11 protein-coding genes are annotated in these 15,155 nt (G+C 66.3%); 9 read left to right on the top strand and 2 right to left on the bottom strand.

The genetic code is table 11. From position 1 onward, the window contains the following. The first annotated feature begins 13 nt into the window (after nucleotides 1–13). The 3 genes from ACQP2D_RS08230 to rsgA all read left to right on the top strand — a co-directional run bounded on the left by ACQP2D_RS08230 (nucleotide 14) and on the right by rsgA (nucleotide 4,200). A complete protein-coding gene (locus ACQP2D_RS08230; RefSeq protein ID WP_433683104.1) occupies nucleotides 14–1,561 on the top strand; it encodes an aldehyde dehydrogenase family protein in 1,548 nt (515 codons plus the stop codon). Nucleotides 1,562–1,906: 345 nt separating this feature from the next. After that, the gene (gene aroA, locus ACQP2D_RS08225; protein WP_433683103.1) at nucleotides 1,907–3,217 is read left to right on the top strand and encodes a 3-phosphoshikimate 1-carboxyvinyltransferase; all 1,311 of its coding nucleotides are present in this window, start codon (nucleotides 1,907–1,909) and stop codon (nucleotides 3,215–3,217) included. Nucleotides 3,218–3,318: 101 nt separating this feature from the next. Next, entirely contained in the window at nucleotides 3,319–4,200 is an 882-nt protein-coding gene (gene rsgA, locus ACQP2D_RS08220) for a ribosome small subunit-dependent GTPase A (RefSeq protein ID WP_433683102.1), read from the top strand. 12 nt (nucleotides 4,201–4,212) lie between these two features. Here the strand turns inward: rsgA and ACQP2D_RS08215 are convergent, their stop codons facing one another. Next, nucleotides 4,213–4,590 carry a nuclear transport factor 2 family protein gene (locus ACQP2D_RS08215; protein ID WP_433683101.1) on the bottom strand — a complete coding sequence of 126 codons (378 nt, stop codon included), beginning with the start codon at nucleotides 4,588–4,590 and terminating at the stop codon, nucleotides 4,213–4,215. 134 nt (nucleotides 4,591–4,724) lie between these two features. Continuing rightward, on the bottom strand, nucleotides 4,725–7,568 hold the full coding sequence (gene secA / locus ACQP2D_RS08210) for a preprotein translocase subunit SecA (protein ID WP_433683100.1): 2,844 nt from the start codon (nucleotides 7,566–7,568) through the stop codon (nucleotides 4,725–4,727). Nucleotides 7,569–8,230: 662 nt separating this feature from the next. On the opposite strand from secA, the gene ACQP2D_RS08205 reads away from it, so the two are divergent. From ACQP2D_RS08205 to bluB, 6 genes are all read left to right on the top strand, one after another. After that, nucleotides 8,231–9,643: a WS/DGAT/MGAT family O-acyltransferase gene (locus tag ACQP2D_RS08205; protein ID WP_433683099.1), complete on the top strand. Its 1,413-nt coding sequence runs from the start codon at nucleotides 8,231–8,233 to the stop codon at nucleotides 9,641–9,643. Between the two features lie 40 nt (nucleotides 9,644–9,683). Further along, on the top strand, nucleotides 9,684–10,214 hold the full coding sequence (locus ACQP2D_RS08200) for a DUF6912 family protein (protein WP_433685582.1): 531 nt from the start codon (nucleotides 9,684–9,686) through the stop codon (nucleotides 10,212–10,214). A gap of 117 nt (nucleotides 10,215–10,331) precedes the next feature. Beyond that, nucleotides 10,332–11,489 (top strand): ferredoxin reductase, encoded by a 1,158-nt coding sequence (locus ACQP2D_RS08195; RefSeq protein WP_433683098.1) that lies wholly within the window; start codon nucleotides 10,332–10,334, stop codon nucleotides 11,487–11,489. Between the two features lie 80 nt (nucleotides 11,490–11,569). Next, nucleotides 11,570–12,985: a fatty acid desaturase family protein gene (locus ACQP2D_RS08190; RefSeq protein ID WP_433683097.1), complete on the top strand. Its 1,416-nt coding sequence runs from the start codon at nucleotides 11,570–11,572 to the stop codon at nucleotides 12,983–12,985. Nucleotides 12,986–13,084: 99 nt separating this feature from the next. Beyond that, on the top strand, nucleotides 13,085–14,332 hold the full coding sequence (locus ACQP2D_RS08185; protein ID WP_433683096.1) for a fatty acid desaturase family protein: 1,248 nt from the start codon (nucleotides 13,085–13,087) through the stop codon (nucleotides 14,330–14,332). Nucleotides 14,333–14,488: 156 nt separating this feature from the next. Further along, entirely contained in the window at nucleotides 14,489–15,124 is a 636-nt protein-coding gene (gene bluB / locus ACQP2D_RS08180) for a 5,6-dimethylbenzimidazole synthase (protein ID WP_433685581.1), read from the top strand. Nucleotides 15,125–15,155 lie beyond the last annotated feature (31 nt).

Below are 15,155 nucleotides of genomic sequence, written 5' to 3'. Positions count from 1 at the left end.
TCATCTCAAGGGAATGGCCGTTAACTTATCTCGGCAAGAGGAGAGACCCACCGTGACAACCATCGAGACCACCCCAGCGGCACCGGAGACGGCGCTGACATCGGTCGATCCGGCCACCGGAGAGGTCATCGGCACGCATACCATCGCCGATGCGGACGCGGTGCACGCAGCCGTCGCCAAGGCCCGCAGTGCCGCCGCGACCTGGGGCGGACTGAGCTTCGACGAGCGGCGCAAACACCTGCTGCGCTGGTCGAGCCAGCTGGTCGCGGACTCCGAGGAATTCACCGCGCTGATCCACAAGGAGAACGGCAAACCGCTCGACGACGCGTTCCTGGAATTGATGCTCGCGCTCGAGCACATCGCCTGGGCGGCCAAGAATGCCAAGAAAGTCCTCTCGCCCAAGAAAGTCGCCCCCGGGGCGTTCATGGCGAACTTCTCGGCCCGGCTGGAGCAGCGCCCGCTCGGCGTCATCGGCGTCATCGGCCCGTGGAACTACCCGGTCTACACCCCGAACGGCTCCATCGCCTACGCCCTCGCCGCGGGCAACGCCGTGGTCTTCAAGCCGAGCGAATTCTCCACCAGCATCGGCAATTTCCTCTCCGACGCGTTCAAGAAGGCCAATCCGGAACTGCCGGAAGGGATCTTCGAAACCATCAACGGCTACGGCGCGACCGGCGCCGAGCTGGTCAAGTCCGGCGTGGACAAGATCGCGTTCACCGGCTCGACCGCCACCGGTAAGAAGATCATGGCCGCGGCCGCCGAATCCTTGACCCCGGTACTGCTGGAATGCGGCGGCAAGGACGCGGTGATCGTCGCGGGTGATGCCGATATCAAGGCCGCCGCCGACGCCGTCGCCTGGGGCGCCACCGCCAATAGCGGCCAGACCTGCGCCGGGGTGGAGCGGGTGTACGTGGATCGCTCGGTACGCGATGACTTCGTCGCGGAGGTCAAGCGCATCCTGACCGACATCAAACCGGGCTCGGGCTCCGATGCCGCCTATGGTCCGATGACCATGCCCAGCCAAATCGATATCGTGCGCCGCCATATCGACGATGCGCTGAAGAACGGCGGCACCGCGGTGCTCGGCGGACCGGAATCGGTCAAGGGGCCGTTCATCGAGCCTGTCGTGCTCGTCGATGTGGACGAGAGCTCCGAGGCGGTCGCCGAGGAGACCTTCGGCCCGACCGTCACCATCCGGACGGTGGACAGCATCGACGAGGCGGTCGAGCTGGCGAACAAGTCCAAGTACGGCCTGTCCTCGGCGGTCTACTCGAAGAAGAACGGCCTGGATATCGCCCGTCGACTACGCGTCGGCGCCACCTCGGTGAACTCCGTGCTCGCCTTCGCCGCCATCGCGGGCCTGCCCTTCGGCGGTGTCGGCGATTCCGGTATCGGCCGCATCCACGGCGAGCCCGGTCTGCGCGAATTCGCCCGTCCGCATTCGATCGCGGTGCAGCGCTTCGCGATTCCCGGCATGGCGCTGCTCAGCTACTCGCGAACCCAGTCCACCATGAAACTCCTGCGCCGCTTGGTCCCGGTCCTGCACGGACGCCACAAGTAGGTTTGCGCGTCGGGCTCGTCTTTCCTGGCGAGCCCACCCCCACCGTTGACCACCACCGAGCGAATCTCACGAGTTCGCAGTCCGTTGCGTCTCCGCAAAGGCGCGGCCATCGAACTCAGCCGAACCCGCCGAAGCGCGTGCGCCGCAGGCGCGAATCCGATCACTGGCCGGTGCACCTCGAGCGCCGAACTGCTCACTCGAGGCGACCACAAGGGAGCGAGTCTTACGAGCGACCGTTCGCGGCCCGTCTCGCGTCCGAGTCGTCGAAGCGCATGCGCCGCAGGCGCTGCAATTAGACAGAGCAGGCGCGGCAAATCCAACACCGCCCGCGTGTCCGGGTACGCGATGGGTGAAGATGGACGGGTGAGTTTCTGGCCAGCGCCCCATGTCGATGTCCCCGTGCACGCGACCGTGACCCTGCCCGGATCGAAATCGATCACGAACCGGGCCTTGATCCTGGCCACGCTCGCCGAGGGCCCTTCGACCATCTCCGGCGCGCTGCGCAGCCGCGATACCGAACTCATGATCGGCGCGCTGCGGGCACTGGGCGCGCGGATCGAGGGCGACGAGGATACGTTGACCGTGACGCCGGCGCCGCTGCACAGCGGCACCGTCGACTGCGGGTTGGCGGGCACCGTGATGCGGTTCCTGCCACCGGTCGCGGCCCTGGCCACCGGCGATGTCGCCTTCGACGGTGACGAGCAGGCCCGGGTCCGCCCGCTCGCCACCATCCTGGACGCGCTGCGCCGCATCGGCGCGGATATCGAGGGCAACGCGCTGCCGTTCACCGTGCACGGCAAGGGTGCGCTGCGCGGCGGCGCGGTCACCATCGATGCCTCCGGATCGTCGCAGTTCGTCTCCGGTCTGCTGTTGTCGGCGGCCCGCTTCGACGAGGGCATCGTGGTGCACCACGACGGCAAGGCGCTGCCCTCCATGCCGCATATCGAGATGACGGTGGAGATGCTGCGGCTCGCCGAAGTCGCGGTCGAGGCACCCACCGACAGCCGCAAGGCCCAGACCTGGACCGTCGCCCCCGGCCCGATCCGCGCGGTGAACTGGGATGTGGAGCCGGATCTGTCCAATGCCACGCCCTTCCTCGCGGCGGCCGCCGTTACCGGCGGCGAGGTCCGCATCCCGCATTGGCCGCGCCTGACCACCCAGCCCGGTGATGTGATCCGGGAGATCCTGGTGCGCATGGGCGCCGAGGTGACCCGCTTCGACGGTCTGCTGACCGTGCGCGGCCCGGAGCGGCTCGCCGGTATCGATATCGATCTGCACGATGTGGGCGAGCTGACCCCGACCGTGGCCGCCCTTGCGGCACTGGCGGATTCGCCGTCCTGGCTGCGTGGCATCGCACATTTGCGCGGGCACGAGACCGATCGGCTCGCGGCCCTCTCCACCGAGATCAACCGGCTCGGCGGCAATGTCACCGAAACCGAGGACGGACTGGAGATCACCCCGGCCCCGCTGCACGGCGGCAACTGGCACTCCTACGCCGACCACCGAATGGCAACCGCCGGTGCGATTCTCGGACTGAAGGTGCCGGGCGTGGCGATCGAGGATATCGGCACCACGGCCAAGACGCTGCCCGGATTCGTCGGACTGTGGGAGCGGATGCTCGATCCGACGCTCTCGAATCAGGGAGCGGCCCGCTGAGAAAACGCGAGTACGACGAGTCGGATGTCCGGGTACGCCCGGGCAGATCGTCGCGTCCACGCACGAAAACCCGTCCGCAGCACAATGATGCGGAGTCGGCCATGGTCGTTTCGGTGGACCGCGGCCGCTGGGGTTGTGTGCTCGACGGCGATCGGGACAAACTGATCGTCGCCATGCGGGCCAGGGAACTCGGCCGCACCCCGATCGTCGTCGGCGACCAGGTCGACGTGGTCGGCGATCTCTCCGGAAGACCCGATACGCTCGCGCGCATCGTCCGCGTCGCCGAACGCCGAACGGTATTGCGTCGCACCGCCGATGACACCGATCCCTTCGAGCGGATCGTCGTCGGCAATGCCGAACAGCTCTTCATCGTGGTCGCCCTCGCCGACCCGCCGCCACGCACCGGTTTTGTCGAACGGGCCATGGTGGCCGCATATGCCGGTGGGCTGCAACCGATTCTGTGCCTCACCAAACACGATCTGGCGGCCGAATCCGAATTCGCCGCCGCCTTCGACGATCTCGACCTCACCATTATCTACGGCGGCATCGACGACCCACTCGATCCGGTCCTCGAGCTGCTCACCGACCGTCTCACGGCCTTCATCGGCCACTCCGGCGTCGGCAAGTCGACGCTGGTGAATCGCCTTGTCCCCGACGCGGATCGAGCCGTCGGCGAGGTCTCCGGCGTGGGCAAGGGCAAGCACACCTCCACCCAATCCGTCGCCCTGGCACTGCCCCGGGGCGGCTGGGTCATCGATACGCCCGGCGTCCGCTCCTTCGGCCTGGCCCATATCACCCCCGACGACGTCATCGCCGCCTTCACCGATCTGGCCGCCGCCATCGAGGACTGTCCGCGCGGCTGCACCCATCTCGGTCCGCCCGCGGATCCGGAATGCGCATTGGACGCACTGCCCGGCAAGGAACGTCGCGTGGCGGCCATCCGGCTCCTGCTGACCGCGCTCAACGCCAACGACTCCTGGTAGTCGCCGAAATCTCTAATGCCCGTCGGGCTGTTCCGGGGCGAAAGGCCATTCCTCGAAGCGGGTGCACCGACCGTCGGAGTCGAACCGCAACACCCACAGATCACGCCAGCGCGAGAGCGTATCCCACCGATACTCCACGCTCACCCGGACAACGGCGGTCGAATCCTGCACCGCGACAATCTCCGAGGCCATCGTGAACGACTCGTCGGGTCCGCTGCGCTCGGCCTCCCAGAACACCCCGAGCGGTTCGAGACCGACAATGGGATCCGCCCACGGCGATACCAGATATTCGACATCCTCGGTGAACAGCTCGCCGAGCAGTCCGGTGCCCGGCGAACGCCAGGCCCGTTCGTAACCACCGACCCATTTCTCGACACCGTCCCGGTCCACGCCTCGAAGCTACTCCGCCGCACCGGCCCTCGTGGCCGTTAGCGAATGCTCGCAGGTCGCTCGAAAGGGTCGGCCGCACAGACGCGAAGGCGCCCATGGACGCACGGTCCATGGGCGCCTTCGTGATCGGCGAATCAGTGTCGACGACGCGACTTCGGTGCGCGCTTACCCTTCGATTCGGCGCGGGCGGCCTCGCGGCGTTCGCGGCGGGTGGTACCACCGAATTCGCCGTCGCCGTACTCCTCGGCGTCGTTGTGCACGGCGGCGTGACCGCCCTCGTCCGGGCCCGAGTAGCTGAAGCCGCGCAAGCCACGGTCGTCGATGCCCTTGGCGCGCAACGCCGCCGGAGCTCCGTTGGCAATGGGAGCGGCTTCCTGGGTGGGCAGCGGACGCGGCGCGGACATCGCGCCGACCGGGGAACGCAGGCCCTGGTCAACCGAAACGCTCTCCGGCTGTGGCTGCTGCACCTCGACCTGCAGGTTGAACAGGAAGCCGACCGACTCCTCCTTGAGGCCTTCGAGCATCGCGGCGAACATATCGAAACCTTCGCGCTGGTATTCGACCAGCGGATCGCGCTGCGCCATGGCACGCAGGCCGATGCCCTCCTTGAGGTAGTCCATCTCGTAGAGGTGTTCGCGCCACTTGCGGTCCAGCACCGAAAGCAGTACCTGGCGTTCGAGATTGCGCATCGAACCCTCGCCCGCCAGGCCGTCGATCTGCTGTTCGCGCTTCTCGTACGCGTCGTGCGCATCGTCGAGCAGCGCCTCGATCAGTTCGTCCTTGGTCAGGTCGCCCGCCTCGCCGACGCCGGTCTCGCCGGTCAGCTCCCGGTAATCCAGGCTCACCGGGTACAGCGTCTTCAGGGCCGTCCACAGCTTGTCCAGATCCCAGTCCTCGACGTAGCCATCGGCGGTGGCGCCATCGGCGTAGGCGGTGATCACGTCGGTGATCATCTCCTGCACCTGGCCCTCCATATCCTCACCGCGCAGGATCCGGTTGCGCTCGCCGTAGATGACGGTGCGCTGCTGGTTCATCACCTCGTCGTACTTGAGCACGTTCTTGCGGATCTCGAAGTTCTGCTGCTCGACCTGGGTCTGCGCGCTCTTGATGGCCTTGGAGACCATCTTCGCCTCGATCGGCACGTCATCGGGCAGATTCAGCCGGGTCATGATGGCTTCCAGCGCGGCGCCGTTGAAGCGCCGCATCAGCTCGTCACCCAGCGACAGATAGAACCGGGACTCACCCGGGTCACCCTGACGACCGGAACGACCGCGCAGCTGGTTGTCGATGCGCCGCGACTCGTGCCGCTCGGTGCCCAGCACATACAGGCCACCGGCATCGCGCACCGCGTCGGCGTCCTCGGCGGTCTGCGCCTTGACCCGCTCCAACGTCGGCAACCAGGCGGCCTGGTACTCCTCCGGCGTCTCCACCGGATCCAGCCCCTCCCTGCGCAGGATGATGTCGGTGATGATGTCCGGATTGCCGCCGAGCACGACGTCGGTACCACGACCGGCCATATTCGTCGCGACGGTGACCGCACCCGGTCGGCCCGCCTCGGCGATGATCTCGGCTTCCTTCTCGTGGAACTTCGCGTTGAGCACGTTGTGCGCGATACCGCGCTTGGTGAACTGCTTGGACAGGTACTCCGAGCGCTCGACGCTGGTGGTACCGATCAGCACCGGCTGACCCTTTTGGTGCCGTTCGACGACATCGTCGACCACGGCCGAGAACTTGGCCTCTTCGGTCTTGTAGATCAGGTCGGACTGGTCCGCGCGAACCATCGGCTTATTGGTCGGGATCGGCACGACACCGAGGCTGTAGATCTGGTGCAGCTCGGCGGCCTCGGTCTCGGCGGTACCGGTCATACCGGAGAGCTTGTCGTAGAGGCGGAAGTAGTTCTGCAGCGTGATCGTGGCCAGGGTCTGGTTCTCCGGCTGGATCTCGACGCCTTCCTTGGCCTCGATCGCCTGGTGCATGCCCTCGTTGTAGCGGCGCCCGACCAGGATGCGGCCGGTGAACTCGTCGACGATGATGACCTCGCCGTCGCGGACGATGTAGTCCTTGTCCCGGTTGTAGAGCTCCTTGGCCTTGATGGCGTTGTTCAGGTAGCTGACCAGCGGCGAGTTGGCGGCCTCATAGAGGTTGTCGATGCCGAGCTGATCCTCGACGAACTCCACGCCCGCCTCGTGCACGCCGATGGTGCGCTTCTTGATATCGACCTCGTAGTGCAGGTCCTTCTTCAGCAGCGGTGCGATGCGCGCGAATTCGGCGTACCACTTCGAGGAGGCATCGGCCGGACCCGAGATGATCAGCGGGGTACGGGCCTCGTCGATGAGGATGGAGTCGACCTCGTCGACCACGGCGAAGTTGTGCCCGCGCTGGACCAGATCGTCGAGTGAGTGGGTCATATTGTCGCGCAGGTAGTCGAAGCCGAACTCGTTGTTCGTGCCGTAGGTGATGTCGGAGTTGTAGGAGTCGCGACGCTCGGCCGGGGTCATCCCCGACAGGATCACGCCGACACTGAGCCCGAGGAAGCGGTGCACCCGGCCCATCCACTCCGCGTCACGCTTGGCCAGGTAGTCGTTCACCGTGACCACGTGCACACCGTCACCGGAGATGGCGTTGAGGTAGGCGGGCAGCACACAGGTCAGGGTCTTGCCCTCACCGGTCTTCATCTCGGCGATATTGCCCAGGTGCAGTGCCGCGCCGCCCATGATCTGCACCTTGTAGTGCTTCTGGTTGAGCACGCGCCAGGACGCCTCACGGGCCACCGCGAACGCCTCGAGGAGCAGATCGTCCAGCGATTCGCCGTCCGCGTAGCGCTCCTTGAACTCGTCGGTCTTGGCACGCAGCTCGTGGTCGGTGAGCTCCTCGAACTCGGGCCCGAGCGCGAGGACCTCATCCGCGAGGTGGGCGAGCCGCTTGACCGTGCGTCCCTCACCAATCCGTAGCAACCTCGTCAGTGTCAGCGCAGGCACGGGTCTCGTCAGTCCTCTGGTCGGTGTGTCAAATGTTCGGCCGTCACCCGGGTCGGGCAGTGTGCTCAGGGCCCCCGCCGAGCATGGCGGAATCCGCTGCACCGTTCATGGTAATGCGGCCACCATGCTAGTTCCGTAGCGACTGCTTGGAGGTCGCTCGAAAGAGCCAGCCGGTAACCAGCGCCCCGGCGCCGCACCCGCCGCTACCACCGAGGCGGCAGCCGTTTCTTCTCACCGTACCCGTCTGTTGCGCGCAAGAGCGGGCGAGAAATGGCGGCTCGCGGTGTCCGATAGCGCGGACCGATGGGAACTTCGATCAATCGAATGGGAGTCGAACCTGTTTCACTGTCGGTGTCATACGATGTAAGTCGTCCGTGGCGCCGACCGCATCGACCCCCATCTGCTGAGGTCGGGCGGCATGCGATGACGTAGGGCAGCGCGGCTCTTGGGCATGTCCCGCGCGGTACCCCCGCTCGCTGTGATCGAATCGAGTACCCCGGAACCGAACCGATGAACCCTCCCACGGATCTGGGGTTCAGGTAAAGGGGTGCGCGGATATCGCTGGATATGCCACAGGAGGCAGGACGGATCGTTGTGGGCGACCACAATAGGCGATGCAGACGGCTCGGGTGGGAGCCACATCGGAAGGAGCACCGGGCAGCGTGATCACGAGATTGACGCCGCAGGACGCGTCGTTCTATCGGCTCGAGTCGAGTAGCAATCCGATCCACATCGGCTCCCTTGCGATCGTCCGAGGCAGCGACTCCGCGCAGGGGGAACCGGCACTGGACTACGACCGGCTGGTCGACCTGGTGGAGAGCAGGCTCTCCTTGGTCCCCCGCTATCGCAGGAAGGTGCGCGAGATCCCCTTCGCGCTCGGCCGTCCGGTCTGGGTCGAGGACAGCCATTTCGATATCACCTATCACATCCGCCGCTCCGCACTGCCCGCTCCGGGCAGCGACGGTCAGCTGCACGATCTGGTGGCTCGGCTGGCGTCGCGTCCACTGGATCAGAGCCGCCCACTGTGGGAGATGTATCTGATCGAGGGACTCACCGAGGGCCGGTCCGCGATCTTCACCAAGACCCATTCGGCACTGGTCGACGGGGATACCGCGCTCGAGATCGGGCACGTGATCCTCGATACCAGCCCCTCTCCGCGCGGCATCGCCGACGACTCGTGGGTCGCGCCGCGCGAACCCAATGAGGCGGAGCTGCTGGTCGGTGCTCTCACCCACCTGGCCGGGCAGCCGCGCGAGGTGCTCGAGGTCGCCCGCGACGCCAGCGCCCAGGCGTTCTCGGTGGTCGAGGCCGCGGGCAAGGCGGTGGACTCGGTGGTCTCGGCGGTGCGCGCGGCGGCCATCGGCGCACCGGACAGCCCGTTGAACGCCAAGACCTCGCGCAATCGCCGCTTCGATGTGGTGCGCACGGATCTGGAGGACTACCGCAAGATCCGCAAGCGCTTCAACTGCTCGATCAACGACGCGATCCTGGCCGTCGTCACCGGCGCGCTGCGCAACTGGCTGCTCTCGCGGGGTGAGGCGCTCACCGAATCGGCCGTGCTGCGCGCGGTGGTGCCGATGTCGGTTTATGTGGAGGGCATCGACGACCAGCTGAAACCGGTCAGCGAGGTGTCCTCGTTCCTGATCGATCTGCCGGTGGGCGAACCGAATCCGGTAATGCGGCTCTCGCACATCTCCCATGCCACCGAGGCCAATGGCAAACACCGGCGCGGGGTTCGGGCACGCACCCTGGTGCACCTGGCCGGATTCGCTCCGGCCAGCCTGCATGCGATGAGCGTGCGGGCGGCGAGTACGTTCGCAGAGCACACGTTCAATCTGGTGATCACCAACGCACCGGGTCCGCAGACCCCGATGTATATCGGCGGCGCGCGGATGCTGGAGATGTATCCGGTGTCGCCGCTGCTGCGCAACCAGGCCTCGAGCATCGGGATCACGTCCTATGACGGACGCGTCTTCTACGGACTCAACGCCGACCGCGACGCGATGGCCGATATCGGTGTGCTGGCCGCGTCGGTGCACGAGTCCATGGAGGAGATGCTCGGTGCCTGCGTCTGATCAGAACACTCTGCGGGTCTACATACCCGCCACCGTGCCGATGCTGCGTGAGCTCGTCGCGAACCGGGAACTGCGCGCGGTCGGCGGTACCGCGTTCGCGGTCACTCCGACCCTGCGCGAGGCCTACGCCTCCGGTGACGACGAGGAGTTGGCCGAGGTCGCGATGGCCGAGGCCGCGCGGGCCGCGCTGCGGCTACTGGCCGCCGAGCGCGAGGAGGCGGCCGGGGACAGCGCCGACGATGACGATTCCGAGGACGCCGACGGCCCCGTCACTTACCACAGTCCGGTCTACCGGCGCGCGGTCATCGCCGCCGATGTGACGGGTGCGAAGCTGCGCCCCGACCTCGATGACGCGGTGGTCCGGCTGGCCGGACCGATCGGTTACGACCGGATCGCGTCGGTGCATGTCGATCTGGCCGAGGCCGAACCCGAGGTGGCCAAGGCGGTCGATGTGGTGGACGCGGCCGATCTCGGCGATACGGACGCCGAGTTCGTGCTCGGCGACGCCGAGGATCATCAGCTCGCCTGGTACGCCGCGCAGGAACTGCCGTTCCTGCTCGAATTGCTGTGATCCGGGCCGAATCACGGTGAGCCCGCACCTGCGCATGCCACGCTAACCTACGATGCCGTAACCTGACAGCGAGGCGGCCCTGCTGGTGGCCGCACGACAGGGAGACGAACTGCGGCAATGGTCTTGAAAAAAGCGGCATCCTCGGTGCGCACGGTCCGGGAGTGGCTGGAGGCTCCGGCGGCCGAGGTCGCCGAGCGCGGCGGACGGCTGAACGTGTTGCGCGGCGCCGTCGCACGTGTGACCACGCCACTCCTGCCCGACGACTATCTGCACCTCGCGAATCCGCTGTGGTCCGCGCGGGAGTTGCGCGGCCGAATTGTCGAGGTGCGCAAGGAAACCGCCGATTCGGCCACCCTGGTCATCAAGCCGGGATGGGGCTTCGACTGGAAATACGAACCGGGTCAGTACATCGGCATCGGCATTTTGGTCGACGGCCGCTGGCACTGGCGCTCGTACTCGCTGACCTGCCCGCCGAACTGGACCGATCCGGAACACCGCGGCAAGCGCACCATCTCGATCGCGGTGAAGGCGATGCCGGAGGGCTTCCTGTCGAGCCACCTTGTCAGCGGTGTCGCCGAAGGCACCGTCGTCCGGCTGGCCGCGCCGCAGGGCGGTTTCGTGCTGCCGTCGCCGCCGCCGGAGAAGGTGCTGTTCCTGACCGCGGGCAGCGGCATCACCCCGGTCATGGCCATGCTGCGGGCGCTGGATCGCCGCGATGTGGTCACCGATGTTGTGCATGTGCACTCCGCGCGGAGCCTCGATGATGTGATGTTCGGCGCCGACCTGCGCGACCTGGCCGACCGGCACCCCGGCTTTTCCTCGCATCTGCACCTCACCGACGAGCAGGGCCGGTTCTCGCTCAGCACACTCGATGAGCGGTTTCCGGATTGGCGCGAGCGCCAGACCTGGGCCTGCGGCCCGGCCGCCATGTTGGACGAGATCGAGCACCACTGGCGCGAGGCGGGCATCAGCGATCGCCTGAATGTCGAGCGATTCGAGATCGAACGCTCCGCCATCGGCGAGGGCGGCACCGTCACCTTCGCCAAGACCGGGCGCACCGCGGAGGTCGACGGCGCGACCAGTCTGCTGGAGGCGGGCGAGGCCGCCGGTGTGCAGATGCCGTTCGGCTGCCGGATGGGCATCTGCCAAACCTGTGTCGTGACATTGGCTTCCGGACACACCCGCGATCTGCGCAACGGTGACGAGCGCCGCGAGGGCGACAAGGTGCAGACCTGTATCTCGGCCGCGGCGGGCGACTGCACGCTCGACGTCTGAGACAGCTAGCACTCTGCCCACCCGCCGGGAGGATCCGGCAGGTACCCTCGAGGTACATCCAGTCAGGGGAAAGGACCCCGGTGGCCATCACCGATATCAAGGCGTTCGCTCATCTCACGGCGAGCGACATCGAAACACTGGGGCAGGAACTCGATTCGATTCGACGTTCCGTCGAGCTGTCCCGCGGCGAACGTGACGCGAAGTACATCCGGCGCACTATCGCCGCGCAGCGCGGCCTCGAAGTGCTCGCGCGCGCCGTGCTGTTCGGCAGCCGCAACCGCTGGGCCTGGCTGACCGGAACGGCCATGCTGTCGGTCGCCAAGATCATCGAGAATATGGAGCTCGGGCACAACATCAGCCACGGGCAGTGGGACTGGATGAACGATCCGGAGATCCACTCCGGCACTTGGGAATGGGATATGACCGGGCCGTCGGCGCAGTGGCGCCGCGCGCACAACTACTCCCACCACACCTACACCAATGTGCTCGGCAAGGACGAGGACCTCGGCTTCGGCATCCTGCGGATGACCCGCGACGAGCAGTGGCGGCCGATCCACCTGGTCCAGCCGCTGGCGAATATCCTGCTCGCGGCCACCTTCGAATGGGGCATCGCGCTGCACGACTGGAGCATCGAGAAGGAACTGTCCGGCGTACCGCCCAAGGAGCTGATGTCGGAGCCGAACAAGGAGTTCGCCCGCAAGATCACCCGCCAGGTGGCCAAGGACTTCCTGTTCTACCCCGCGCTCACCGGCCCCGCGTTCTGGTCGACACTCAAGGCGAACGCCACCGCGAACCTGGTACGCAACCTGTGGGCCTATGCGGTGATCTTCTGCGGCCACTTCCCCGACGGCGCCGAGAAATTCACCATCGAACAGCTCGAGGGCGAGACGAGCGGCGAATGGTATCTGCGCCAGATGCTGGGCAGCGCCAACTTCAAGGCCGGGCCCGCGATGGCCTTCATGAGCGGCAACCTCTGCTACCAGATCGAACATCACCTGTTCCCCGATCTGCCGAGCAACCGCTACCCGGAGATCGCGGTGCGGGTCCGCGAGCTGTGCGATAAGTACGACCTGCCCTACACCACCGGCTCACTCGGCAAGCAGTATCTGCTCGCCTTCCGGACCATCCACAAGCTGGCGCTGCCGGACCGCTTCCTCAAGCGCACCGCCGATGACGCGCCGGAGACCTCTTCGGAGCGCAAGTTCGCCGGCATCTCGCTGCCCGCCATGCCCTCGATGCCCAATGCCGAACGCTGGGCCGATAAGTGGCACGAGACGCATTGGCTGCCCGTCGACCCGGAGACCGGTCAGCGCCGCGGACTGCGTTCGGCACTGACCGAGGCCAAGGTGGCGCTGCGGGAGAAGGCCCGGCACGAGAAGGAAGTATTGCGCGAGGCGAAGCTGGCGCTGCAGGAGAAGGCACGTCAGGAAAAGGCGACATTGCAGCGGAAAGCCGCGCGTGAGCGGGCGATCCGCCGGATCCGACGCCGCAAATGAGATAGCATCCGCCGTTCCCATTTGCAATGGGGGATAAACCACAACACGGAGACGTTCCCTGTAACCTACGGTCTCGTAACTTACGGTACTGTAACCGCCATGGCGATCTCGGATGTCAAGGAATACGCGCACCTCACAGCGGCCGATGTGGAGGCACTAGGCGCGGAATTCGACGCGATCCGCCGTGATATCGAGGCCTCGCGCGGTGCTCGCGACGCGCGGTACATCCGCAATGTCATCCGGCTGCAGCGCGCGCTCGAGATCAGCGGCCGCGCGGTGCTGTTCGCCAGCTTCCTGCCGCCCGCCTGGTTCACCGGTGTCGCCCTGCTCAGTGCCGCCAAGATCATCGAGAACATGGAGATCGGGCACAACGTCATGCACGGGCAGTGGGACTGGATGAACGATCCCGAGGTCCACTCCAGCTCCTGGGAATGGGATAACACCGGCCCGTCCAAGCACTGGAAGCACACGCACAACTACTTGCACCACAAGTACACCAATGTGCTCGGCATGGACGACGACATCGGCTACGGCCTGCTGCGCGTCACCCGCGACCAGCGCTGGAAGCCGTTCAATATCGGCAACCCGGTCTACAACCTGCTGCTGCAGATGTTCTTCGAATTCGGCGTCGCGGTGCAGCATCTCGAGCTGGGCAAGGTCGGCCGGTACAAGCCGGACTCGCCCGAGCGAGCCGAATTCGAGGTCAAGCGCAAGGAAGTGCTGGTCAAGATCGGCAAGCAGATCGGCAAGGACTACCTGCTGTTCCCGCTGCTGACCGGGCCCGCATTCGTCTCGACGCTCACCGCGAACCTCACCGCCAATATCATTCGCAATGTCTGGACCAATGCCGTGATCTTCTGCGGCCACTTTCCCGACGGTGCGGAGAAGTTCACCAAGGCCGATATCGATGGCGAATCGAAGGGCCAGTGGTACCTGCGCCAAATGTTGGGCAGCGCCAATATTTCCGGCGGCCCGTTCATGCACTTCATGACCGGCAACCTGAGCCACCAGATCGAACACCACCTGTTCCCGGACCTGCCGAGCAACCGCTACGCCGAGATCGCGGTGCGGGTGCGGCAGCTGGCCGATAAGTACGACCTGCCCTACACCACCGGCTCCCTTCCGGTGCAGTACTTCAAGTCCTGGCGCACCATTCTGAAGCTCTCGCTGCCGAACAAGTACCTGCGCGCCACCGCCGACGATGCCCCCGAAACCGCCTCGGAGCGCAAGTTCGAGGGTGCTACCGCCCCCAGCTTCGACCCGGTGACCGGCAAGCGCCGCGGCCTGCGCACCGCGCTGAAGCAGGGCCGTCGCCGGATCGCGCGGCGGGCCCTGCCGATCGGCTGACGCACAGTCGCAACGAAGGCGCCCACGGAAGCCCGTGGGCGCCTTCGCCTTTCGATGGGCATATCGGCTCGCGGCCGATGCGCTCGCAGCATCTCCCTGGGCCTCGACGGAAGCGCGGGTTGCGGCTGGTTGACTGAGGGCGTGTGTGCGGAAGATCTGAGCGTTTACGAGGCCATCCGGATGCGGCGGGATGTGCGGGCCGAATTCACCGGTGACCTCGTCGATGATGCGACGCTGTGGCGGATACTCGATGCCGCACACCGCGCGCCCAGTGTCGGCAATTCGCAGCCGTGGGACTTCGTGGTGGTGCGCGAGGATGCGACGCTGCGGAAGTTCGCGGAGCATGTCGCGCAGAAGCGGATCGAATTCCGGGATGCGCTGCCGCCGGAGCGGGCGGCGACCTTCGAACCGATCAAGATCGAGGGTATTACCGAGAGCGGCACCGGCATCGTCGTCACCTACGACCATCACCGCGGCGGCCCGCAGGTCCTCGGACGCGCCACCGTCCCCGAAACCGGCATCTACTCGGCGGTCCTGGCCATCCAGAACCTCTGGCTGGCCGCCACCGCGGAGCAGGTCGGCGTCGGGTGGGTTTCGTTCTACGACAGCGAATTCCTGGCCGACCTGGTCGCCCTACCCGAAGGCATCCGCCCCGTCGCCTGGCTGTGCATCGGCCCGGTACACGAATTCCAGCGCGTACCCGACCTCGAACGCTTCGGCTGGCGCACCGGCCGCCCCCTGACCGACGCTGTCCACCGAGAAACCTACTCGCCCGCCTCTCCGCGCCTTTAGGTCATACGAGTTGGGTGCCGCGCACGTCGCG

The sequence above is a fragment of the Nocardia sp. CA-119907 genome (assembly GCF_050955995.1).
In the GTDB taxonomy this organism is placed as follows: Bacteria; Actinomycetota; Actinomycetes; order Mycobacteriales; family Mycobacteriaceae; genus Nocardia.
The sequence above is the reverse complement of the archived record's forward strand: the minus strand, read 5'-3'. Positions and strand labels throughout refer to the sequence as shown.

Excerpts from the sequence above, each read along its gene's own strand:
- rsgA (WP_433683102.1), top strand. The coding sequence starts at position 3,319 with ATGGTCGTTTCGGTGGACCGCGGCCGCTGGGGTTGTGTGCTCGACGGC.
- ACQP2D_RS08200 (WP_433685582.1), top strand. The coding sequence starts at position 9,684 with ATGCTGCGTGAGCTCGTCGCGAACCGGGAACTGCGCGCGGTCGGCGGT.
- ACQP2D_RS08195 (WP_433683098.1), top strand. The coding sequence starts at position 10,332 with ATGGTCTTGAAAAAAGCGGCATCCTCGGTGCGCACGGTCCGGGAGTGG.
- ACQP2D_RS08185 (WP_433683096.1), top strand. The coding sequence starts at position 13,085 with ATGGCGATCTCGGATGTCAAGGAATACGCGCACCTCACAGCGGCCGAT.
- aroA (WP_433683103.1), top strand. The coding sequence starts at position 1,907 with ATGGGTGAAGATGGACGGGTGAGTTTCTGGCCAGCGCCCCATGTCGAT.
- ACQP2D_RS08230 (WP_433683104.1), top strand. The coding sequence starts at position 14 with ATGGCCGTTAACTTATCTCGGCAAGAGGAGAGACCCACCGTGACAACC.